This is a genomic window from Streptomyces sp. NPDC045778, from assembly GCF_056431945.1.
Genome location: NZ_JBWKJZ010000022.1, coordinates 100556 through 120948 on the forward strand (window position 1 = coordinate 100556; position 20393 = coordinate 120948).

19 protein-coding genes are annotated in these 20393 nt (G+C 74.6%); 11 read left to right on the forward strand and 8 right to left on the reverse strand.

Translation table 11 applies throughout. The features are described 5' to 3' along the window. Positions 1 to 440: 440 nt before the first annotated feature. Complete coding sequence (locus AC07GB_RS26370; protein ID WP_478849542.1) at positions 441 to 899, forward strand: ATP-binding protein; 459 nt, start codon at positions 441 to 443, stop codon at positions 897 to 899. Between the two features lie 386 nt (positions 900 to 1285). On the opposite strand, the gene AC07GB_RS26375 is transcribed toward AC07GB_RS26370, so the two are convergent. Continuing rightward, the gene (locus tag AC07GB_RS26375; RefSeq protein WP_478849545.1) at positions 1286 to 2242 is read right to left on the reverse strand and encodes a cyclase family protein; all 957 of its coding nucleotides are present in this window, start codon (positions 2240 to 2242) and stop codon (positions 1286 to 1288) included. A gap of 83 nt (positions 2243 to 2325) precedes the next feature. Between AC07GB_RS26375 and AC07GB_RS26380 the strand changes: the two genes are divergently transcribed. The 5 genes from AC07GB_RS26380 (at position 2326) to AC07GB_RS26400 (ending at position 7133) form a co-directional block, all read left to right on the forward strand. Beyond that, the gene (locus tag AC07GB_RS26380) at positions 2326 to 3294 is read left to right on the forward strand and encodes an SDR family NAD(P)-dependent oxidoreductase (RefSeq protein WP_478849547.1); all 969 of its coding nucleotides are present in this window, start codon (positions 2326 to 2328) and stop codon (positions 3292 to 3294) included. A gap of 8 nt (positions 3295 to 3302) precedes the next feature. Next, a complete protein-coding gene (locus AC07GB_RS26385; protein ID WP_478849549.1) occupies positions 3303 to 4508 on the forward strand; it encodes an acyl-CoA dehydrogenase family protein in 1206 nt (401 codons plus the stop codon). 10 nt (positions 4509 to 4518) lie between these two features. Beyond that, entirely contained in the window at positions 4519 to 5568 is a 1050-nt protein-coding gene (locus tag AC07GB_RS26390; RefSeq protein ID WP_478849551.1) for an alcohol dehydrogenase catalytic domain-containing protein, read from the forward strand. 56 nt (positions 5569 to 5624) lie between these two features. Beyond that, positions 5625 to 6416 carry an enoyl-CoA hydratase/isomerase family protein gene (locus tag AC07GB_RS26395; protein ID WP_478849553.1) on the forward strand — a complete coding sequence of 264 codons (792 nt, stop codon included), beginning with the start codon at positions 5625 to 5627 and terminating at the stop codon, positions 6414 to 6416. A gap of 126 nt (positions 6417 to 6542) precedes the next feature. Next, positions 6543 to 7133, forward strand: coding sequence for a flavin reductase family protein (locus AC07GB_RS26400; protein ID WP_478849554.1), 591 nt, complete (start codon positions 6543 to 6545; stop codon positions 7131 to 7133). A gap of 3 nt (positions 7134 to 7136) precedes the next feature. On the opposite strand, the gene AC07GB_RS26405 is transcribed toward AC07GB_RS26400, so the two are convergent. Further along, positions 7137 to 8441 (reverse strand): MFS transporter, encoded by a 1305-nt coding sequence (locus AC07GB_RS26405; RefSeq protein ID WP_478849556.1) that lies wholly within the window; start codon positions 8439 to 8441, stop codon positions 7137 to 7139. 71 nt (positions 8442 to 8512) lie between these two features. Between AC07GB_RS26405 and AC07GB_RS26410 the strand changes: the two genes are divergently transcribed. Beyond that, entirely contained in the window at positions 8513 to 9535 is a 1023-nt protein-coding gene (locus AC07GB_RS26410; protein ID WP_478849557.1) for a GlxA family transcriptional regulator, read from the forward strand. A 104-nt stretch (positions 9536 to 9639) separates the two neighbouring features. Here AC07GB_RS26410 and AC07GB_RS26415 read toward each other — a convergent pair whose 3' ends face one another. Together AC07GB_RS26415 and AC07GB_RS26420 are read right to left on the reverse strand one after the other, a co-directional pair. Next, positions 9640 to 11865 carry an acetate--CoA ligase family protein gene (locus tag AC07GB_RS26415; RefSeq protein WP_478849559.1) on the reverse strand — a complete coding sequence of 742 codons (2226 nt, stop codon included), beginning with the start codon at positions 11863 to 11865 and terminating at the stop codon, positions 9640 to 9642. A 429-nt stretch (positions 11866 to 12294) separates the two neighbouring features. Next, positions 12295 to 13485: a flavin-containing monooxygenase gene (locus tag AC07GB_RS26420; RefSeq protein WP_478849561.1), complete on the reverse strand. Its 1191-nt coding sequence runs from the start codon at positions 13483 to 13485 to the stop codon at positions 12295 to 12297. Between the two features lie 297 nt (positions 13486 to 13782). Between AC07GB_RS26420 and AC07GB_RS26425 the strand changes: the two genes are divergently transcribed. Both AC07GB_RS26425 and AC07GB_RS26430 read left to right on the forward strand, forming a co-directional pair. Next, positions 13783 to 14268, forward strand: coding sequence for a Zn-ribbon domain-containing OB-fold protein (locus AC07GB_RS26425; protein ID WP_478849563.1), 486 nt, complete (start codon positions 13783 to 13785; stop codon positions 14266 to 14268). After that, on the forward strand, positions 14228 to 15112 hold the full coding sequence (locus AC07GB_RS26430; RefSeq protein WP_478849564.1) for a GNAT family N-acetyltransferase: 885 nt from the start codon (positions 14228 to 14230) through the stop codon (positions 15110 to 15112). The genes AC07GB_RS26425 and AC07GB_RS26430 overlap by 41 nt, the downstream gene beginning before the upstream one ends. On the opposite strand, the gene AC07GB_RS26435 is transcribed toward AC07GB_RS26430, so the two are convergent. The 3 genes from AC07GB_RS26435 to AC07GB_RS26445 all read right to left on the reverse strand — a co-directional run bounded on the left by AC07GB_RS26435 (position 15096) and on the right by AC07GB_RS26445 (position 17610). Further along, positions 15096 to 15617 carry an N-acetyltransferase family protein gene (locus AC07GB_RS26435; RefSeq protein WP_478849565.1) on the reverse strand — a complete coding sequence of 174 codons (522 nt, stop codon included), beginning with the start codon at positions 15615 to 15617 and terminating at the stop codon, positions 15096 to 15098. The two genes, AC07GB_RS26430 and AC07GB_RS26435, sit on opposite strands and share 17 nt — an antisense overlap. Further along, complete coding sequence (locus tag AC07GB_RS26440; RefSeq protein WP_478849566.1) at positions 15614 to 16282, reverse strand: pyridoxine/pyridoxamine 5'-phosphate oxidase; 669 nt, start codon at positions 16280 to 16282, stop codon at positions 15614 to 15616. The genes AC07GB_RS26435 and AC07GB_RS26440 overlap by 4 nt, the downstream gene beginning before the upstream one ends. Positions 16283 to 16425: 143 nt before the next feature. Next, positions 16426 to 17610, reverse strand: a complete 1185-nt coding sequence (locus tag AC07GB_RS26445; RefSeq protein WP_478849568.1) for a thiolase C-terminal domain-containing protein — start codon at positions 17608 to 17610, stop codon at positions 16426 to 16428. A gap of 146 nt (positions 17611 to 17756) precedes the next feature. Between AC07GB_RS26445 and AC07GB_RS26450 the strand changes: the two genes are divergently transcribed. Further along, positions 17757 to 19031 (forward strand): acyl-CoA dehydrogenase family protein, encoded by a 1275-nt coding sequence (locus tag AC07GB_RS26450; RefSeq protein WP_478849571.1) that lies wholly within the window; start codon positions 17757 to 17759, stop codon positions 19029 to 19031. Further along, on the forward strand, positions 19031 to 19582 hold the full coding sequence (locus tag AC07GB_RS26455; protein ID WP_478849573.1) for a nitroreductase/quinone reductase family protein: 552 nt from the start codon (positions 19031 to 19033) through the stop codon (positions 19580 to 19582). Before AC07GB_RS26450 ends, AC07GB_RS26455 begins: the two co-directional genes overlap by 1 nt. A gap of 24 nt (positions 19583 to 19606) precedes the next feature. On the opposite strand, the gene AC07GB_RS26460 is transcribed toward AC07GB_RS26455, so the two are convergent. Continuing rightward, a complete protein-coding gene (locus AC07GB_RS26460) occupies positions 19607 to 20254 on the reverse strand; it encodes a TetR family transcriptional regulator (protein ID WP_478849575.1) in 648 nt (215 codons plus the stop codon). Between the last annotated feature and the right edge of the window lie 139 nt (positions 20255 to 20393).

Here is a 20393-nt window from a genome sequence, read left to right on the forward strand (position 1 = left end):
GTCGTGTCGTCACGCGGTGCTGGCAGGCGCCTTGATCGACGTGAGAAACCCGGAAACGGCGTGAAGGCTACTGAGCGTCGATATCGGGTTGTGTCCTACGCGTGACTCGTCGCGACGCGGAGTCGGCGTCCGGCTCCGGTACCTTGTGTCAGATGCGAGTGGTCCTGAGGCCGAGCCGTGCCGGAGTTGCCCCCGAGGTGGCTCCGTGCCTGGTGGCGCGCTCCACTCGTCGCACAGGACGCGGCCGAGCGCCCGCCTGTTCGACCCCCCGCGGCGCGCGTCGCACAGTATGCCGCACGCGTACTCCTTCGCGCTGGAATATGCCCGAAGCGCTTGTTGGGGTGTCTGTACGTCAACCATGCTGTGTCCTCAGGGGCTCACGTTCCGTGACCCTGTGGCGTCACGAGGCGTTGTGTCCGCCGGTTCGGATGGTGTGAGCGGTGCAGGTGCTTCAAGTTCAGCTGGAAGTCGGACCGGACCCCGCGGAAGTGGGGCGGGCCCGGAGATGGGCGCGATCACGGCTCGCCGGGTCGGGCATAGCGGTGGACGAGCCGCTGGCCGAGACGCTCATCCTGCTGATCTCGGAGCTGGTCACCAACGCCGTTGTGCACACGGGCTGTCCGGCCGTCCTGCGCATGCTGCTCCCCGGCGTGCCCGCCAGTGAGCCGGGCACGGTGCGCGTGGAGGTCACGGACCGCAGCACGCGCCCGCCGCGGCCCCGGCACGCCGAGGGCGACGAGACCAACGGGCGCGGGCTCGAACTCGTCGACGGGCTCGCCGACCGGTGGGGCTGGCAGCCGGAGGGCGGCGGCAAGCGGATCTGGTGCGAGGTCGACCGCTGCGACGCCGCCGCCGCTTCGGCCTCGCGGTACGGAGAGGTCGCACTCGGGGTGCGCTGACGCCTCGACCGCGGCAGGGCTGGATCACCGTGCGGCACCCCCGTGCCGGTGTGCCCCCGGTGTGCCCGCGCGTGCGCCGTCACGTGCCACGATGCGCGGCCGTGCGCAGGCGGTGCAAAACCGGCATACTCCATAAATCCCCGAACAGGTGTTGACGTACGGTACTCGTCTGATCACGCTTGTGTGCAGCGATTCGCCGCGAGGGGACGTCGAGGGGCGGTGGAGCCTGTGGCCCGGTCCTTGACGAGGTGCGGTTCGCGATTCGGCGTCGCGCTCCTTTCAGGGCAGAAGGGGGGCGGGGCTCGTACGCCGGAGCCGGATGGCGGCGCGCGGTCATGCGCTCGGGGCGGAGCGCCGACGCGCCGCCACCCGAACTCCGTGCGGGGTCAGAAGACGGCGACCGGTGCCACCGGGGTGCCCGTCGCGCCCGTGAACGGCTCGGGCATCGCCACGAGCAGGAAGCCGTGGCGCCCCTCTTCTCCACAGGCTGTGGACAACTCTTCGAGATTCCAGTTCTGGCCCTGGAGCATGCCCATCTCCACCAGGTGCAGGGCGTGCACCGGCAGCCACAGGTTCTCGATCTCCGGCGGGAAGATCTCGAAGGTGAGGGTGTCGTTGGCGACGGCCGCCACGTCCCGCGCGTGGAACCACTCCGGGGCGCGGCAGGAGAGCCCGGGCGACGGCAGTGCGTACGCGTGCTTGTCGCCCGCCAGATACAGCTGGATCTGGCCCGTGCGGACGAGGACGACGTCCCCGGGGCGCACGGTGACCCGGCCGAACTCCTCGGCCAGGGACAGGTCTTCGGGCGTGACCGCGTGGTCGCCGGGCAGCCGGCCGAGGCCGTGGGCGCGTGCCACGTCGAGCAGGACGCCGCGCGAGACGAGGTGCGGGACCTTCTCGATGCCGCTGAAGCGGGCGCCCTCGTGGGCGGTGACGCTGTCGGCGGGGCGGCCGTTGTAGAGCAGGCCCGAGTGCGAGGCGTGCGGGAGCGCGTCCCAGTGGGTGGCCGCCTGGAGCCCCATGGTGACCGCGTCGTCGCTGGTCGCGACCGTGCCGGGGCCGAAGAGGCGCTGGTTGATCTGCACCATCGTGTGCAACGGGTTGACCCGGCCGGGGATCAGGCCCGCCTGGACGCCGTCATGGCGCAGCGGAAGGGCGAGCGGCACGCGGCGGCCCGTGCGCACGGTGGCCGCGGCCTCGCGCACGACCTCGTCGGTGATCAGGTTCAGGGTGCCCAGTTCGTCGTCGGCGCCCCAGCGGCCCCAGTTGTTGACGCGCTCGGCGAGCCGGTGGAACTCGGGCGGCATGGCCGGCAGGTCCGGTCCGCGCAGCGAAGCCGACATGGGTCCTCCCCGGGGCTTGTCCATTCGTGTCCGACGGGCCATAGAATCTAACGGTCCGTCAGAAACCGCGGGAAGGGGCCGGTGTGGGGAACTTCTTGGCAGGCAAGGTGGTCGCCGTGACGGGCGCCGGACGCGGCATCGGCAGGGCCGTCGCCCTCGCCGCGGCGGCCGAGGGTGCCCAGGTCGTCGTCAATGACTACGGGGTCTCCGTGGCGGGCGGGGAGCCCGCGAGCGAGATAGCCGACGCCGTGGTCAAGGAGATCGAGGCGGCCGGGGGCGAGGCGGTGGCCGTCGCCGACGACATCTCCACCATGGCGGGCGGGCAGCGCGTCGTCGACGTGGCCCGCGACGCGTTCGGGCGGCTCGACGGGGCGGTGTGCGTCGCCGGGATCCTGCGCGAGCGGATGCTGTTCAACATGACCGAGCGGGAGTGGGACCCGGTGCTCGCCACGCACCTGAAGGGCACCTTCACCGTCTTCCGGGCCGCGTCCGCCGTGATGCGCGCCCAGCGCTCCGGCACCCTCGTCGGCTTCACCAGCGGCAACCACCAGGGCTCGGTGGCGCAGGCCAACTACAGCGCGGCCAAGGGCGGGATCATCTCGCTGGTGCGCAGCGCCGCGCTCGGCCTGCACAAGTACGGCGTGACGGCCAACGCGGTGGCGCCGGTGGCGCGCACCCGGATGTCGGCGAACGTCCCCATGGAGCTGACGGAGATCGGCGAGCCGGAGGACGTGGCCGCGTTCGTGGTGTACCTGCTGAGCGAGCGGGCCAGACGGGAGCGGATCACCGGGCAGGTGTACACCGTCGCCGGGCCCAAGATCGCGGTGTGGGCGCAGCCGCGCGAGCTGCGGGCCGCGTACGCCGACGGCGGCTGGACGCCTGAGCGGATCGCGGACGTCCTGCCCGGCACGGTCGGCACCGATCCGATGCCGCTCCTGGAGCGGGTGGAGGCGATGGCGCGGGCGGCGGCACAGGGCGCCCGGCCCAACGCGGGGCCGGCTGCCCCGCCCGGCCCGGCGCCCGGCCGGTCCGGCTCCGGCCCCACCGCCTAGGCCCGGCCGTGGACTTCGCATTCGGGCCCGAGGACGAGGAGTTCAGGGCCGAGGCGCGGGAGTGGCTGGGCGCGCGTCTGACCGGCGACTTCGCCGGGGCGGCGGGGCGCGGCGGGCCCGGCGGCGAGCACGAGGGCCCCGGCCTGCGCCGGGAGTGGGAGCGGGAGTTGGGGCGCGGCGGGTGGATCGGCATCGGCTGGGACACGGCTCCGGGCGCGTACGGCAACCGTACGGCCTCACTCACCCAGCAGGTCGTGTGGGCCGAGGAGTACGCGCGCGTGCGGGCGCCCGGGCGCTGCGGCCACATCGGCGAGAAGCTGCTGGCGCCGACGCTGCTCGCGTACGGGAGCCGGGAGCAGCAGAACGCCTTCCTGCCGGCCATCGCGCGCGGGCAGGCCCTGTGGTGCCAGGGCTACAGCGAGCCGGGCGCGGGCTCCGACCTCGCGGGCGTCCGCACACTCGCCGAGCGCGACGGGGACACGTACCGGATCACCGGCCAGAAGGTCTGGACCTCGCTCGCGCACGAGGCCGACTGGTGCTTCGTGCTCGCGCGCACCGGGCCCGCCGGGGCGCGGCGGCACGAGGGGCTCTCGTTCCTGCTGGTGCCGATGGACCAGCCGGGGCGGATCGAGGTGCGGCCGATCCGGCAGCTGACCGGGACGGCCGAGTTCAACGAGGTGTTCTTCGACGGGGCGCGCGCGCGTGCCGAGCACGTCGTCGGCGGCGAGGGGGCGGGGTGGCGCGTCGCGATGGGGCTGCTCGGCTTCGAACGCGGCGTGTCGACGCTCGCCCAGCAGATCGGCTTCGCCGAGGAGCTGGCGGGTGTCGTACGGGACGCCGTGCGCGCCGGGGCCGTTGACGACCCGGTCCTGCGCGAGCAACTGGTGCGGCTGTGGGCGGAGTTGCGGGTCATGCGGTGGAACGCGCTGCGGACCCTGGGCGGTGGTGAGCCCGGCGCGCCCAGCGTCGCGAAGCTCCTGTGGGGCGGCTGGCACCAGCGGCTCGGGGAGCTGGCGGTGCGGGTGCGCGGGGCGCTCGGCGCCGCGGGGCCCGGCGACTGGTCCGCGGGGGCGCCCTACGAACTCGACGCGGCCCAGCGGCTCTTCCTCTTCTCGCGCGCCGACACGATCTACGGCGGCTCCGACGAGATCCAGCGGAACATCATCGCCGAGCGGGTGCTCGGCCTGCCGAGAGAGGCCCGGGGGCCTCGGTGAGGGGTGTGCGATGAGGGGCGTGGTGTTCGACGGGCGGAGCGTGGAGGTCGTCGACGATCTGGAGGTGCGGGACCCGGGGCCCGGCGAGGTCCTGGTGGCCGTCGCGGCGGCCGGGCTCTGCCACAGCGACCTCTCGGTGCTCGACGGGACGATCCCGTTCCCGGTGCCCGTGGTGCTCGGGCACGAGGGCGCGGGTGTCGTGGAGGCCGTGGGGCCCGGCGTCACGCACGTCGTGCCCGGGGACCACGTGGCCCTGTCGACGATCGCGAACTGCGGGGCGTGCGCCGAGTGCCACCGAGGGCGGCCCACCATGTGCCGCAAGGCGATCGGGATGCCCCGGCAGCCGTTCACGCGGGGCGGGGCGCCGCTGTACCAGTTCGCGGCGAACTCCTCCTTCGCCGAGCGCACCCTCGTCAAGGCCGTGCAGGCCGTGCGGATCCCCAAGGAGATCCCGCTGCCGTCCGCCGCGCTCATCGGCTGCGCGGTGGTCACAGGGGTCGGCGCGGTCCTCAACCGGGCGAAGGTCGCGTACGGGGACTCCGTCGTCGTCATCGGCGCCGGGGGCGTCGGGCTCAACGTGCTCCAGGGCGCGCGGATCGCGGGCGCGCGGCCGGTCGTGGCCGTCGACGCGAACCCGGCCAAGGAGGAGGCCGCGCGGCGGTTCGGCGCCACGCACTTCCTGACCGCGGCGGAGGGTGTGGCCCAGGTCCTGCCGGCCGGCGCGGACCACGTCTTCGAGTGCGTGGGCCGGGTGGACCTGGTGCGGCAGGCCGTGGACCTGCTGGACCGGCACGGGCAGGCGGTGCTCCTCGGGATGCCGCCCGCCGCCGCCGAGGCGTCCTTCGTCGTCGCGTCGCTGTTCCTGGACAAGTCGATCCTCGGCTGCCGGTACGGGTCGGCGCGGCCGCAGCGGGACTTCGCGCTGTACGCGGAGCTTTACCTGGCGGGGCGGTTGCTGCTCGACGAGCTGGTGACGCGTACGTACGCGGTGGAGGACTTCCCCCGCGCCCGCGCGGACGCGGAGGCGGGGCGGGTGGCGCGGGCGGTGGTGGTGTTCTGAAGCGGCCCGGCCCCCCTGCCCCAGCCGACCCTCGCCCCCCCCCAGAGAGGAACCCCATGGCCGGACCCCGGATCCACCACACCACCAGGCGCCACGTCACCTGGATCACCCTGGACCGGCCCGAGGTGCGCAACGCGCTCGCCCCGGCCGACCGGGACCACCTCGTCGGCCTGCTGGACGAGGCCTCCCGCGCCCCGGACACCCGGGCCGTCGTCCTCACCGGCAGCGGCGGGGCCTTCTGCTCCGGCGCGGACCTGCGCGGGGCGGGGGCCGGGGGCGAGCGTGTCGCGGGCGACATCGCCCGCACGCTGCGGGACGGCGCCCAGCGGCTGATCACCGCCGTCCTCGACTGCGAGAAGCCCGTGGTCGCCGCCGTGAACGGCACCGCCGCGGGGCTCGGGGCCCATCTGGCCCTGGCCTGCGATCTGGTGCTCGCCGCCGAATCGGCCGCGTTCATCGAGGTGTTCGTGCGCAGGGGGCTCGTGCCGGACGGCGGCGGGGCCTATCTGCTTCCGCGCCTCGTCGGGCCCCAGCGCGCGAAGGAGCTGATGTTCTTCGGCGACGCGCTCGGCGCGGCCGACGCGGGGCGCCTCGGGCTCGTCAACCGGGTCGTGCCGGACGGCGACCTGGAGGAGACCGCCCGGGCCTGGGCGGAGCGGCTGGCCTGCGGGCCCACCCGGGCTCTCGCTCTCACCAAGCAGCTTGTCAACGCGTCCTTGGAGTCCGGGCGTGCCTCCGCGCTGGCCGCGGAGGCCTCCGCCCAGGAGATCAACATGGGTACCCGGGACGCGCGGGAGGGCGTCGCCAGCTTTTTGGAGCGCCGTTCCCCCACCTTCGAGGGGCGTTGAGCGCTTTGCCAGGTGTGCGTCCGCGGGTTCGTCGTGGCTGGTCGCGCAGTTCCCCGCGCCCCTTTGGGGCTCCCTGGGGACCGCCTCTTCCAATCTGACGGGCCGTCAGCTTCAATGGGGGGCGTGATGGGACACGCGGGAATGGCGGCCACGGTCGTGCGCTACCTCAGGTCGGTGGGGGCCCCGACGGCGGTGGCGGTCGACGCCGTGCCGCGGCCCCGGCTGCGGGCCGTTCGTGAGGGGGAGCGCGCGCCGCTCGACGCGGCCGAGTTCCGCCGTGTGCTCGGTACCTTCGCGACCGGCGTGACCGTGGTGACGGCCCCTGGTGACGCGCCCGCGGGCTTCGCCTGTCAGTCCTTCTCCTCGCTCTCCCTGGACCCGCCCCTGGTCTGCTTCATGGTGGGCCGTACGTCCACGACGTGGCCGCGCATCGCCCGCGCGGGCGTCTTCTGCGTCAACATCCTGGGCGCGGACCAGGCGGACCTGTGCCGGGCGTTCGCGGTCAGCGGCGCCGACAAGTTCGCGGGGGTCTCCTACGACGCCGCACCCGTGACGGGCTCCCCGCGCCTCGCGGGCGTACCGGCGTGGATCGACTGCACCGTGCACGCGGTGCACACCGGAGGCGACCACCTCATCGTGGTCGGCCGGGTGGAGGCCCTGGACGCGGCGGACCGGGAGGCGGCCCCGCTGCTCTTCCACCGGGGCCGGCTGGGCTGAGCCTCACACCGCGGATGTGCCGCGCCGGATCACGAGGGACATCAGGGCCGCCGCCGCGCACAGGGCGCCGGAGGCGTACCAGACCACGTCGTACGAGCCGAAGACGTCCCGGGCCACGCCGCCGAGGAATGCCACGAGCGCCGCCCCGACCTGGTGCGAGGCGAGCACCCAGCCGAAGACGATCGCGCTGTCGGCCCCGTAGTGCTCGCGGCACAGCGCGAGCGTGGGCGGCACTGTGGCCACCCAGTCGAGCCCGTAGAAGACGATGAAGAACAGCATCGGCACGTGGACGCTGGGCGCGAGGAGGATCGGCAGGAATACCAGCGAGATGCCGCGCAGGCCGTAGTAGACGGCGAGGAGGCGGCGGGCCTCGAAGCGGTCGGTGAGCCAGCCGGAGGCGATCGTGCCCACGACGTCGAAGACGCCGACGACGGCGAGCAGCGAGGCCGCGGCGGTGACCGGCATGCCGTGGTCGTGCGCGGACGGCACGAAGTGGGTGCGGACGAGCCCGTTGGTGGATGCCCCGCAGATGGCGAAGGTCCCCGCGAGCAGCCAGAAGGGGCCGGTGCGGGCCGCGTCGAAGAGCACCCGGACGGTGCGCGCGGCGGCGCCCCGCGCCGGCTCCGGCTTGGGTGTGAACTGCCCGCCGTACGGGGCGAGTCCGACGTCCGCGGGGTGGTCGCGCAGGAGCAGCCACACGAACGGCACGACGACGAGCGCGGCGAGCGCGACCGTCACGGACGCCGGCCGCCACCCGTGCTCGTCCACGATCCACGCGCACAGCGGCAGGAACACCAGCTGGCCGGAGGCGCCCGCGGCCGTCAGGACGCCGGTGACCAGGCCGCGCCGCTTCACGAACCAGCGGTTGGTGACGGTCGCGGAGAAGGCGAGCGCCATGGATCCGGTGCCGAGGCCCACCAGGAGGCCCCAGTAGAGCATCAGCTGCCAGCTCGCGGTCATCCACACGCTGAGCAGCGCGCCCGCCGCGACCAGGCCGAGGGCGCTCACGACGACCTTGCGGATGCCGAAGCGGTCCATGAGCGCGGCGGCGAACGGCGCGGTGAGCCCGTACAGCGCCATGTCGACGGAGACCGCGAAACCGATCTCGCCCCGGGACCAGTCGAACTCCTCGTGCAGGGGGTCGATGAGCAGCCCGGGCAAAGAGTTGAAGGCCGCGCCGCCGATGATCGTCACGAAGGTGACGGCGGCGACGAACCAGGCACGGTGGACGCGGGGCGCGCGCCGTCCCGGGCGCTCGGTGGGCTCGGTGCCGTCCGCCCGGGCGGAGGTCTCGGTTGTCTGGGTCACGTCAGCCAGGATCGGGTGCGGGCATGGGGCGATCGAGTGGCCGGAGGGACAGCGTTCGCTAGGATCGGGCCATGGCCGAGCAGCGGGTACGCGGGGGCGGGCGGAAGCGGCGGGCACCCGGCCCGCACCGCGTCGCCGTCCTCGTCATGGACGGTGTCATCCCCTTCGAACTGGGCATCCCCCAGCGCATCTTCGGCCGCGCGCGCGATGCCGGTGGGCGGCGCCTGTACGAGGTCGTGACCTGTTCCGCGCGGCCGCCCGGGCCGGTGCGCACGGACGCGGACTTCGCCGTGGTCGTCGAGCACGGGCCGGAGGCGCTCGCGACGGCCGACACGGTCGTGGTGCCCGCATCGCACGAGCTGGGGCCCGTGTACGAGGAGGGCCGCCTCACGGAGGAGCTGGCCGCGGCCTTCGCCCGCCTGCGGCCCGGCACCCGCATGGTGTCGATCTGCACGGGCGGCTACGTCCTGGCGGCGGCGGGCTTCCTGGACGGCCGCCCGGCGACCACGCACTGGGCGCACGCGGAGCACTTCCAGCGGCTCTTCCCGCGGATCGAGGTCGACGCGGACGTGCTGTTCATCGACGACGGCGACGTGCTCACCTCCGCCGGGGTCGCCGCGGGCATCGACCTGTGCCTGCACGTGGTGCGCCGCGACCACGGCGCGGCCGTCGCCAACGACGTGGCCCGCTCCACGGTCGTACCGCCGCACCGCGACGGCGGGCAGGCGCAGTACGTCCAGCGCCCGGTGCCCGAGCCGCAGCTGGCGACCACGACCACCGCGCGGGCCTGGGCGCTCGGGCGCCTCCACGAGCCGCTCCAGCTGCGCGACCTGGCCGAGCAGGAGGCGATGTCGGTGCGCACCTTCACCCGGCGCTTCCGCGAGGAGGTCGGGGTGAGCCCCGGCCAGTGGCTCACCCGGCAGCGGGTGGAGCGGGCCCGCCACCTCCTGGAGTCCACGGCCCTCTCCGTCGACCAGGTCGCCCACGAGTCCGGCTTCGGCACGGCCCAGTCGATGCGCCAGCACCTCCAGTCGGTCCTCGGCGTGACGCCGACGGCCTACCGCCGCACGTTCCGCAGCGCGGACGAGGGCTGAGCCGCGTGCCGCGCGCTCACCCGCAGCGCGCGAAGGCGTCCAGGGCTCCCGTACCCGCGCTCACCCGCAGCGCGCGAAGGCGTCCAGGGCTCCCGTACCCGCGCTCACCCGCAGCGCGCGAAGGCGTCCAGGGCCACCGCGCCCTGGCCGCGGCCGAGGACCATCAGAGGGTTGATGTCCAGCTCCGCGAGCCGCCCCTCCAGTTCCAGGGCCATCCGCTGGACGCGCAGGACGACCTCGACCAGGGCGTCGAGGTCGCACGGCGGCGCCCCGCGCACCCCGTCCAGGAGGGCCCGGCCGCGCAGCTCGTCGAGCATCGCGCGGGCCTGGTCCTCGCCGAAGGGCGGCACGCGGACCGAGGTGTCGCGCAGGACCTCCACGAGCACCCCGCCGAGCCCCACCGTCACGGTGGGCCCGAAGAGCTGGTCCTGGCTGACGCCGACGACCATCTCGACGCCGCGCTCCACCATCTGGCAGACCAGGATGCCGTCCAGGTCGATGTCCTCGTAGCGGGCGATGTCGGTGAGGTCGCGGTAGGCGTCGCGGACCTGGCTCGCGGAGGTGAGGCCGACCCGGACGAGGCCGAGTTCGGTCTTGTGGGCGATCCGCGCCCCGGAGGCCTTCATGACGACGGGGTAGCCGACCTGCCCGGCGGCGCGCACGGCCGCCGCCGCGCTGGTCACGAGCTGCTCGCGCGGTACGCGGATGCCGTACGCGCGCAGGAGCTGCTTCGCGGCGTGCTCGCTGAGCCGGTGGCCCGGGCGCATCAGGGCCTCGGCCTTGCGGTAGGAGGGCGAAGCGGTGCGCGGGGCCTCGTCGAAGGGGGAGCGGTAGGCGGTGGTGAAGCGGTGGTGGTCCAGGTAGGCGCGTACGGCCGTGACGCAGTTGCCGAAGGTGCGGAAGGTGGCGACGCGGGACGAGCCGAGCAGCGTCGTGCGGTAGGCCTCCTCCGTGCCCACGGGGGAGCCCCAGATCACGCAGATCAGTTTGTCCGTCCGCTCTGCCGCGGCGACCAGGTCCTCGGCCAGCTTGTCGCTCATCGGCGGGAACGGGCCGGTGATGGGGCAGATCAGGACGCCGATCGCCGGATCGGCCAGGATCGCGTCGATGATCTTGCGGCCGCGCCAGTCGCCGACGGGGTGGCCGCCGTTGTCGACGGGGTTGGAGACGTTCAGGTCGTGCGGGATCCACTGGTGCAGCTCGGTCTGCTTGGGCTCCGGGAGGGCCGGGAGGCGCAGGCCCGCCGCCGTGGCCAGGTCGGCGAAGTGCGCGCCCGTGCCGCCGGAGATCGAGTAGACGGCCACGCCGTCGGCGCGGGGCGGCCGGGCGCGGGCCAACAGGGCCGCGGTGTCCTGGAGTTCGTCGAGCCCGTCGACGCGGATCACGCCGAACTGCCGCATCGCCGCGTCCACGACCGTGTCGGCGCCGGTGAGCTTGCCGGTGTGCGAGGCGGCGGTGCGGGCGCCGGTCTCGGTGCGGCCGACCTTGACGGCGACGACCGGGACGCCGCGCCGGGCGGCCCGGTCGGCGGCGAGCAGGAAGGCGCGGCCGTCCTTGAGGCCCTCCACGTACGCGGCGATGGCGCCGACCTCCGGCCGCTCGGCGAAGTAGGAGACGAAGTCGGCGGTCTCCAGGTCGGCCTCGTTGCCGGTGGGCGCCCAGTGGGAGAGGCGGATGCCGAGGTCCTGGAGGGCGAAGAGGGGGCGGCCCTGGTGGCCGGACTGGGTGATGAGGGCGATGGCGGGGCCTTGAAGGTCCTCGCGGAACTCCTCGAAGGCGTTGAGGTTGGTGTTCGGGCCGAGCAGGCGCAGGCCCGAGCGGCGCACGGCGGCGGTGAGCCGGGCCTGCGCGGCGGCGCCCGCCTCGCCGGTCTCGGCGAAGCCGGAGGCGAAGACCACCGCGAACCTCGCCTTCGCATCGGCGAGTTCCTCGACGACGGGTAAGGGGTCGCCGACCAGGACGACCGCCACGTCCACGGGCCCCGGCAGGTCCGCGACCGAGCGGACGCAGGGGATGCCGAAGACGGCGGTCCTGCTGGGGTGCACGGGGTACAGGCGGGCGCCGACGCGTGCCGCCCAGGCGACGAGCTTGCGGGTGATGCCGGCGTGGGGCCGCCCCTCGCCGTCCGACGCGCCGATGACGGCCACGGACTCCGGGTGGAAGAAGCGGTCGAGGTCGGGGACGTCGGCGTACAGCGGCCGTCCGCTGACGTCCAGGTCACCGGGGGCGGCGGCACGGCCGTGGACACTGGCGGCGGGCAGGTTGCCGCAGGCCACGGCGCGTGCGCGGCGGGGGTCGGAGGTGAAGGTGCCGTACGTCGATCCAAGCATCGGTACGCCCGCTCCTGTGTGACAGCGACGACTGGACCGGCCGGGGCCCGGTGGGAGGGGCCGCGGGCGGCTGCGACAGTGCCGAACTAAAACTGACGCTTAGTCAGATTACTGAACTGACGCCCTGTCAGGAATGGGGCCGCGGGCAAAGTCCGGCGGGCGGCGGACCCCGCGTCCGGGGCGCGGCAGGGCTCCGCGTCCGGCGCACGGCAGGGCTCCGCCCGGCGGGGCGCGTGGGGCCGGTGCGGTGGTTGGGCACCCGCCCTTCCACGGAACCGCACAAACCGCCGGCTGCCAAGAGTGCCTCGGCGCTCCGCTGGGGTTGCCGCGGTGGGTCGTTGGTCGCCTGCGGGTTCGTTGGGGCTGGTCGCGCAGTTCCCCGCGCCCCTTTGGGGCGCTCCCGTACCGCAGCGGACTTCGCCCCGCTGCTCAGGTCGACGACCGTGCCACCGCACGGGCGATTTTGCTTGCGTCCCTCGCCAGCTCCCGGAGTGTGCCGCTGATGGGGGTGGTGAAGCCGGTGAAGTACAGGTCCGGGGCCTCCGGGGCGGTGCGGTGGCCGTGTGCCCGGGGGCGGCCCCGGGCGTCGAGTACGCCGAGGTGGCCGAGGAGGGGCTCCAGGGCGCGGCGGTAGCCGGTGGCGGCGATGACGGCGTCGGGGCCGACGCGGCTGCCGTCGGCGAGGAGCACCTTGCCGCCCTCGAAGGACTCGACGGCGGCGACGGGCTCGACCCGGCCCGCGCGCACCGCTGCGATGAGGCCGACGTCCTGCACCGGGATGGCGCCGTCGCGGGCGCGCGAGTACAGGCCGGTGGCGGGGCGTGGCAGGCCGTGCGCGGACAGGTCGGGCACGCTGACGCGGGCGACCGCCCGGCCGAGCCGGTCGACCACCGGCACGGGCAGCCTGCGGCACAGGATGCCGGAGCGCTGCGCGGGCCAGCCCGCGGTGGAGCGGCGCACGATGTGCGGCGGGGTGCGCACGGCGAGGCGGACGCGTGCGGCGCCGCCCTCCACGAGGTCGACGGCGATCTCCGCGCCCGTGTTGCCGACGCCGACGACGAGGACGTCCTTGCCGGCGTAGGGGGAGGGCTCGCGGTAGGCCGAGGCGTGCCGGAGGTCGCCGGGGAAGGTGTCGGCGCCCGGCCAGTCGGGGACGTGCGGGGTGTGGTTGTGGCCGGTGGCGACGATCACCGCGCGGCCGGTCAGCTCCCGTCCGCCGGTGGCCCGCAGGAGCCAGCCCCCGCCCTCCGCGCGCTCCAGGCGGGTCACCTCGACGCCGGTGACGACGTCCAGGTCGTGGTATGCCGCGTACTTCTCCAGATAGCGGACCACGTCGTCACGGGAGACCCAGCGGCCGAACGAGCGCGGCATCGCGAGGCCCGGCAGCGCGGAGAGGCGGCGGGTGGTGTGCAGACGGAGGCGGTCGTAGTGGCCTCGCCAGGACGCGCCGACGCGGTCGGACTTCTCCAGGACGACGGCGCGTACGCCACGGGCGCGCAGCGCGGCCGCGACGGCGAGGCCGCCGGGGCCGCCGCCGACGACGTACACGGGGCGGGCCGGTCCTGGCCTGTCCGGGAGGGGCCGGTCGGTGCTGGGGGGTGGTGGGTTCGAGTCGGCCATGACGGGAGAGTAACCACGCCGTCACTTGATGGGTGACGGACAAGTCCGAAACCGGTTGCGAATTGATCACGTACGACGGGCTCTTGCGCGCGGGCTGACCGGTGCGCTGAACTGACGTACCGTCAGGTCCACTTGGGCGGCCCCGCTGATCAGGAGAGATCCCCGCATGGACACCAACTGCCCCCAGGGCCCTGCACGGCCCCCCACGTCCCGCGCCCGCCGCTCCACGCGCCGGCCGGGGAGGCGGTGGCGCCGGAGCGAGAAGGGCCGGTTCGCGCGGGGAGCGGGGTGCCCGCGGTGACCGCCGAGGGACGACCCCGCTTCGACCTGCCCGAAGTTGACGCCTTCAGCAGGACCTACTGGGACGCCGCCGCCGAGGGGCGCCTGCTGGTCCGCCGCTGCCACGCGCCCGGCTGCGGGCGCGCGCACCACTACCCGCGCGAGTTCTGCCCGTACTGCTGGAGCGAGGACGTCACCTGGGAGCGGTCCCGCGGCCTGGCCACGCTCTACACCTGGTCCGTCGTGCACCGCAACGACCTGCCGCCGTTCGGCGCCCGGGTGCCGTACACCGCCGCCGTCGTCGACCTCGCCGAAGGGCCGCGGATGATGACCGAGGTGGTGGGATGCGCGGCGGCGGACCTGCGGATCGGCATGGCGCTGCGCGTGCGGTTCCGGCAGGCGGGGGACGGTGTGACGGTACCGGTGTTCGGCCCCCGTGACGCCCGTGATGAGAACATGCCGCATGACCACAGTGCCCACCGGACGCTGGCGGCTGACGGCTGACCCCGCCGAGTTCCTCGACCGCGCCCGCGCCCACCTGCACGCCGAGCCCGCGCTCAACACCGCCCTGCTGACCGTCGCCGACACCCTCCGCACCCGGGGCCCGCACGTGTACGGCGACGCGGACCCGGTCTTCGGCTGCCTGGACGCGGGCGGGACCGTGCGCGGGGCCTTCCTGCGCACTCCGCCGCACCGGGTCGCCGTCAGCCCCCGCACGGCGGACGAGCCCGGGGCCCTCGACTCCCTCGCGGGGGAGCTGGCCCGGATCGCGCCAGAGCTGCCCGGGGTGATGTCCGACCGCGCCGCGGCCGAGGGCTTCGCGCGGGCCTGGCAGGCGCACACCGGGGACGCCGTCGAGGAGAACCTGCGCCAGCGCCTGTACCGGCTCGGCACGCTCACGCCGCCCGGGCCCGTGCCGCCCGGTGCCGCGCGCGTGGCCGTGCCGGGCGACCGGGAGCTGCTGGCGAGCTGGCACCGGGCGTTCATGGCCGACCTCGGGCAGTCCCGGCTGATGGACCCGTACCAGTGGGCGGACGCGCGGCTCGCGTACGGCGGCGTCACCCTCTGGGAGCTGCCCGACGGCACCCCCGTGTCCATGGCGGGCGCGACCAGGCCCGTGGCGGGGCAGATCCGCGTCGCCCCGGTCTACACCCCCGCTGGGCACCGCGGCCGCGGCTACGCGGGCGCCGTCACCACCGAGGTCACCCGGGCCGCGCTCGCCGCGGGCGCCGGTGAGGTGCTGCTCTTCACCGACCTCGCCAACCCCACGAGCAACGGCCTGTACCGGCGGATCGGCTACCGGCCCGTGCGGGACTACGCGCAGTTCACCTTCACGCGGAAGCGGTGAGCTGCTTCACGTAGCGGTGGCACGGGACCCGGATGGGGCCGCTCGCGCTCGCCGCCAGGTACTCGAAGAGGCCCTCGTCGCGCCAGCCGTGGCGTTCGTAGAAGCGGCGGGCGCGGGCGTTGCCGTCGACCACCGCGAGCCACGCGCGCCGGTGGCCCTTGGCGGCCACCACGCGCTCGGCCTCGGCGAGCAGCGCGGCGGCCACGCCCGTGCCCCGGTGCGCCCCGGCCACGTAGACCTGCTCGACCTCGTCGTCGACCACCATCACGAACCCGGCGAGCACCCCGTCGACGACCGCGACCACCGTGTCGTCGACGCGGCGCGGGGCGCGCAGCACGAACGACTGCGGGGTGCGGACCGTGAGCAGCGCCTCCGGGACGTGCCCCAGGTGGCCGTCGCTCCAGCCCGCGTGCCAGATCCGGGCGACCGCCGCGGAGTCCTCCGGGCGCGCGGGGCGCAGGACGAGCCCGGCGTCCTCTCCGGTCACGCCTTCCTCTTCGGTCACGGCCACAGCAACTCCCTCAGCCAGGCCCCCTGTTGTTCCGCCGCCCGGTACCGGAGGCGTACGTGCCGCCGCCGGGCGTCCCCTTGGAAGAACTCCACCTCATCGGGGGCCAGTACGTACAGTGTCCAGCTCGGCGCGTCGGCGTCGGGTCGCTCGGCCGCCCGCTCCCAGGCGGCCTCCGATGCGGCAGTCAACTCGGCGCGCGAGGCGAGGACTTCGCTCTGGTGTCCGACGAGCGCCGCGGCGAGCGCCCCCGTCGTCCGCGCGTGCAGGTCCGCGAGGGCCTCGGCGTGCGGGGCGGTGGCGACCGGGCCGCGCAGCCGGATCTGGCGGGCCTGGGCGGGCCAGTAGAAGTGCAGGGCCGCGTACGGCCGCTCCGCGAGCTGGCGGCCCTTGCGGCTGAGGTCGTGCGAGGCGAAGTGCCAGCCCGCCGGGTCGGCGTCGTGCAGCATGACCGTGCGCGCGTCGGCGCGGCCCGCGTCGTCCGAGGTCGCCAGGGTCATGGTGTGCGGCTCGGTCTGGCCCGCGGCCACGGCCTCGGCGAACCAGTGGTGGAAGAGGGGGAGCGGGGCGTCGGGCGTGGCCGCAGGGTCGAAGGCGGGGAGTTCGGTGTTCCACACCTTCTGGGATCTGAGCAGGGCGCGGAAGCGGTTCGTGGTCGTCATGGCTCGATTGTGCGCCCCACGCTGGGCGCTGGGCCGGAGCTGCCTCGGTGCCCCGTCGGTCGCCTGCGGGTTCGTCGGGGCTGGTCGCGCCCGCGCGGCGGAGCCGCATGTCGACACGGGCCCGCGCCCCTTTGGGGTGCTCCTCAGCCGCGGGCGAGTATCACCGTGGCCGATGAGCAGAACCAGCCGCCCGTGCCGGAGGCCACCGCCAGTTCCGGGGGGTGGCCGTCGGGGCGGTGGACCTGGCGGTCGGTGCCCGCTTCGCCGCGCAGTTGGCGGACCGCCTCCACGAGCAGGAACAGGCCCCGCATGCCAGGGTGCTGGGCGGAGAGCCCGCCGCCGTCGGTGTTGGTCGGCAGGCCGCCGCCGCGCAGCAGTCGGCCCTCCTCCACGAACGCCCCGCCCTCGCCCTTCGCGCAGAACCCCAGGTCCTCAAGGGTCACCAGGGTCATGTAGGTGAAGGCGTCGTAGATCTGCGCGACGTCGATGTCCGCGGGGCGTACCCCGGCCCGCGCGAAGGCGAGCCGCCCGCTGACGGCCGCGGGGGAGACGGTGAAGTCCCGCCACTCGGACATGGTGGTGTGTGAGACGTGCTCGCCGGTGCCGAGGACCCAGACGGGCCGGGGCGCGCAGTCGCGCACGAGGTCGGCGGCCGCGAGCAACACCGCGCAGCCGCCGTCGGAGCGCAGACAGCAGTGCAGCTTGGTGAACGGGTCGGCGATCATGGGCCCGCCGAGCACGTCGTCGACCGTGATCGGCTCCCGGAACATCGCCTCGGGGTTCGTCGCCGCGTTGGCCCGCGCCTGCACCGCGACGGAGGCCAGCTGTTCGAGCGTGGTGCCGTACTCGTGCATGTGGCGCCGGGCCGCCATCGCGTACTTGGCGATCAGCGAGTGCCCGTAGGGGACCTCGAACTGGAGCGGGCCGCCCGCCCCGAAGGACAGGTTTCCCGTGCGGCGGCCCGCCTTGACGTCCGCGCGGGCCGTCGAGCCGTACACGAGCAGGACCGCGTTCGCGTGGCCCGCCGCGATCGCGTCCGCCGCGTGCGCCGCCATGACCTCCCAGGTGGCGCCGCCCACGGCGGTGGAGTCCACCCAGCGCGGGCGGAGCCCCAGGTACTCCGCGACCTCGACGGGCGCGAGCGTGCCGAGCCCCGCGGAGGCGAGCCCGTCCACGGCGTCGCGGTCGAGCCCGGCGTCGGCGAGCGCCCGGCGGGCGGCCTGGGCGTGCAGGGCGTAGGGCGTGACGCCCTCCACCCGGCCGCAGTCGGCGAGGGCGACCCCCACGACGGCGACCTTCCTGGTTCCTGTGCGCGAGGGGCTCGGCATGGATCTGACGGTACATCAGATAAGTGTCCGGGCGGGAGGCCGTCGCGGGCCTGTGCATCTGCCGTGCGCGGTCCTAGCATGTCGGCCCGCCGTCGTACATGACGGCCCGTCAGCTACGGGTGTGCCGCCCGGGGAGGAGCCCGCCGATGGACGCCGCCTGCACCGTGGAGCAGGACGAGATCCGCCGTGCCGTGCGCGAGGTCGTCACCAAGCGCCGGGCCGCCGCCGGCGTCCGGGCCGCCGTGCGCACCCCCGCCGGGTACGACGCCGCGCTCTGGGGCGCCCTCGCCGGGCGGCTCGGCCTTCCCGGGCTCGCGCTGCCCGAGGAGTACGGCGGCGTGGGCTGCGGGGTCACCGAACTCGCCCTCGCCGGGGAGGAGCTGGGCCGGACCCTCGCCCCCGCCCCGCTGTTCGCCACCGCCGCGCTCGCCGCGCCGCTGCTGCTGCGCCTGGGGACCGCGCGGCAGCGCGCCGCGCTGCTTCCGGGCCTTGCCTCGGGTGAGGTGACGGCCGCCCTCGCCGTGCCCGGGGCCGCGCTCGCCGCGGCACTCGGCCTGACCGGCGGCAACGGCGGCGACTGGGCGGGCGGGGGCCGCGCGGGCGGTGTCCAGGCCTCCGCGGCCACCGGGGCCTGGCGCCTGTACGGCCAGGCCGACCAGGTCCTCGACGGGCACAGCGCGGGGCTGCTCCTCGTCGCCGCGCACACCGGTGGCTTCGCCCGCTCGCGCACCCTGTTGTTCCTCGTACGCGGTGACGCCCCCGGGCTCGTCCGCACCCGGCGGACCGTGCTCGACGAGACGCGCGCGCAGGCCCGGGTCGAACTCCGTGACGTGGAGGCGGAGTTGCTGGGCGACGACGGCGGTGAAGACGTGCTCCCGGCCCTCGCGGACACCGGGGAGAGGGCCGCCGCCGTGCTCGCCGCCGAGGCGGTCGGCGCCGCGGACGAGGCCCTGGCGCGCACCCTCGGCCACGTCAGGGAGCGCGAGCAGTTCGGCCGCCCGATCGGTTCGTTCCAGGCGGTGAAGCACCGCCTGGCGGACGTGTACGTGACGGTGTGCGCGGCACGCTCGGCGGCGTACTACGCGGCGTGGGCGGTGGGGGCGGTGGACCGGGACGCGGCGGGCGCGGCCGGGGCGGCGGCGCCCGGGCCCGCCGGACCCGCCGCGGGGCTCGCGCTCGCCTGTGCCCTCGACGCGCTGCGGACGGCGGCGGCCGAGGCCGTCCAGCTGCACGGCGGCACCGGCTTCACCTGGGAGCACGACGCGCACCTGTTCTTCAAGCGGGCGTCGGGCGACGAGCTGCTCTTCGGCCCGGCGCACCGGCTGCGGGCGCACGCCGCGGAACGGGCCGGACTGTTCGCGGGCGGCCCTGAGGGACGGGCCCCCGTTCGGGTGGACCGGGCCGAGGGGGTGGCGGTCTGATGGCCGCGCCCGGCGTCCGGTTCGTACGGAAGGTGTCGTCGACCCGTGCCTTCGCCCGGGTCGCCCCGCACGTGGTGCCCGCCGTCGACCGCGCGGTGCACCGGCTCACGCGCGGAAGGGTGCTCCTGAGCGCGCGGATGCTGCCGGGCCTCGTGCTCACGGCGCGGGGCGCCAGGAGCGGGCTCGCCCGGCGGACGCCACTGGCCTGCCTGCCGCGCGGCGACGGGAGCTGGCTTCTGATCGGCTCCAACTTCGGCCGCCCCGCGCACCCGGCGTGGACCGCCAACCTGCTGGCCCACCCGGACGCCGAGGTCAGCTGGCGCGGCCGGGACGTACCGGTGCGGGCCCGGCTGCTCACGGGCGACGAGCGGGCCCGGGCGTGGGCCGACGCCCTGGAGTTCTGGCCGCCGTACGCGGCGTACCAGGCGCGGGTGGAACGGGAGATACGGGTGTTCCACCTCGAACGGAGGGAAAACGGAGGGAAAACGGAGGGAAGGGGGAAGGGGGCGCAGCCCCGTCTGGCGCGGCCCGGATGGCCGCGCCGGGGGTGACAGGACTGTTCGGGGCTGCCGCCGCTACTTCGTGGGCTTCTTGCCGGTGACGCCCATATGGACCAACACGGCCAGGTTCGGCTTCAGTTCGGCCTGTTTGACGCCCCATGTCTGGAATCCGCGCTGGTGCGACGCGACCGCGGCGAGCATGGCGACGAGGGAGCCGGCCATCGCGGCGGGGCTCACGTCCTTGTCGACCTTGCCCTTGGACTGAAGCTCCTTGACGGTGTCCGCAAGGGAGTTGTTCACCGAGTTGAGGATCTTCATCCGGATCTTGTAGAAGCGCTTGTCCCCCTCGGCGGCACCGAGGTCGACGACCCGGAGGATCGCGTCGTTGCGCCGCCAGAAGTCGAGGAAGCCGTCGACGAGGTCCTGCGACGTCTGCCAGCCGGCCTTGCCGGCCCAGGAGCGGCCCTCCAGGAGGTGGGTCAACTCCGCGCCCTCGGTGGCCATTTGCTCGGCGATCTCCAGGACCGCGCCTTCGACGTCCGGGAAGTACTGGTAGAACGTCGCAGGTGAAGTGCCCGCCTTCCGGGCGACGTCGATGACCTTCACGTCGCGGTAGGGCGAGGAGCTGAGCATCTCGCTCAGGCAGTCGAGCAGTTTCTGACGTGTCGCCTGACCACGTCGACCGGCCACTCGGCCGTCGACGGTTCGTACCTGTCCTGTCATGCCGTCAGCTTACCGAGGGGTGATCGGAGCGCGATTCGACCGAGTGCAAATGGGGTTGGAGCGGTGGCACAGGGGTGCCGGAGTGCGCCGGAGAGCGCCCGGGGCTCACGGTGTGCGCCGTCCGAAAAGAATTGGCCAT

What these genes read in the sequence shown, in the direction of transcription:
- AC07GB_RS26410 (WP_478849557.1), top strand. Translation starts at nt 8,513, where the DNA reads ATGGCCGAGCAGCGGGTACGCGGGGGCGGGCGGAAGCGGCGGGCACCC.
- AC07GB_RS26415 (WP_478849559.1), bottom strand. Translation starts at nt 11,865, where the DNA reads ATGCTTGGATCGACGTACGGCACCTTCACCTCCGACCCCCGCCGCGCA.
- AC07GB_RS26455 (WP_478849573.1), top strand. Translation starts at nt 19,031, where the DNA reads ATGGCCGCGCCCGGCGTCCGGTTCGTACGGAAGGTGTCGTCGACCCGT.
- AC07GB_RS26375 (WP_478849545.1), bottom strand. Translation starts at nt 2,242, where the DNA reads ATGTCGGCTTCGCTGCGCGGACCGGACCTGCCGGCCATGCCGCCCGAG.
- AC07GB_RS26445 (WP_478849568.1), bottom strand. Translation starts at nt 17,610, where the DNA reads ATGCCGAGCCCCTCGCGCACAGGAACCAGGAAGGTCGCCGTCGTGGGG.
- AC07GB_RS26450 (WP_478849571.1), top strand. Translation starts at nt 17,757, where the DNA reads ATGGACGCCGCCTGCACCGTGGAGCAGGACGAGATCCGCCGTGCCGTG.
- AC07GB_RS26390 (WP_478849551.1), top strand. Translation starts at nt 4,519, where the DNA reads ATGAGGGGCGTGGTGTTCGACGGGCGGAGCGTGGAGGTCGTCGACGAT.
- AC07GB_RS26420 (WP_478849561.1), bottom strand. Translation starts at nt 13,485, where the DNA reads ATGGCCGACTCGAACCCACCACCCCCCAGCACCGACCGGCCCCTCCCG.
- AC07GB_RS26440 (WP_478849566.1), bottom strand. Translation starts at nt 16,282, where the DNA reads ATGACGACCACGAACCGCTTCCGCGCCCTGCTCAGATCCCAGAAGGTG.
- AC07GB_RS26395 (WP_478849553.1), top strand. Translation starts at nt 5,625, where the DNA reads ATGGCCGGACCCCGGATCCACCACACCACCAGGCGCCACGTCACCTGG.
- AC07GB_RS26460 (WP_478849575.1), bottom strand. Translation starts at nt 20,254, where the DNA reads ATGACAGGACAGGTACGAACCGTCGACGGCCGAGTGGCCGGTCGACGT.
- AC07GB_RS26400 (WP_478849554.1), top strand. Translation starts at nt 6,543, where the DNA reads ATGGGACACGCGGGAATGGCGGCCACGGTCGTGCGCTACCTCAGGTCG.
- AC07GB_RS26430 (WP_478849564.1), top strand. Translation starts at nt 14,228, where the DNA reads ATGACCACAGTGCCCACCGGACGCTGGCGGCTGACGGCTGACCCCGCC.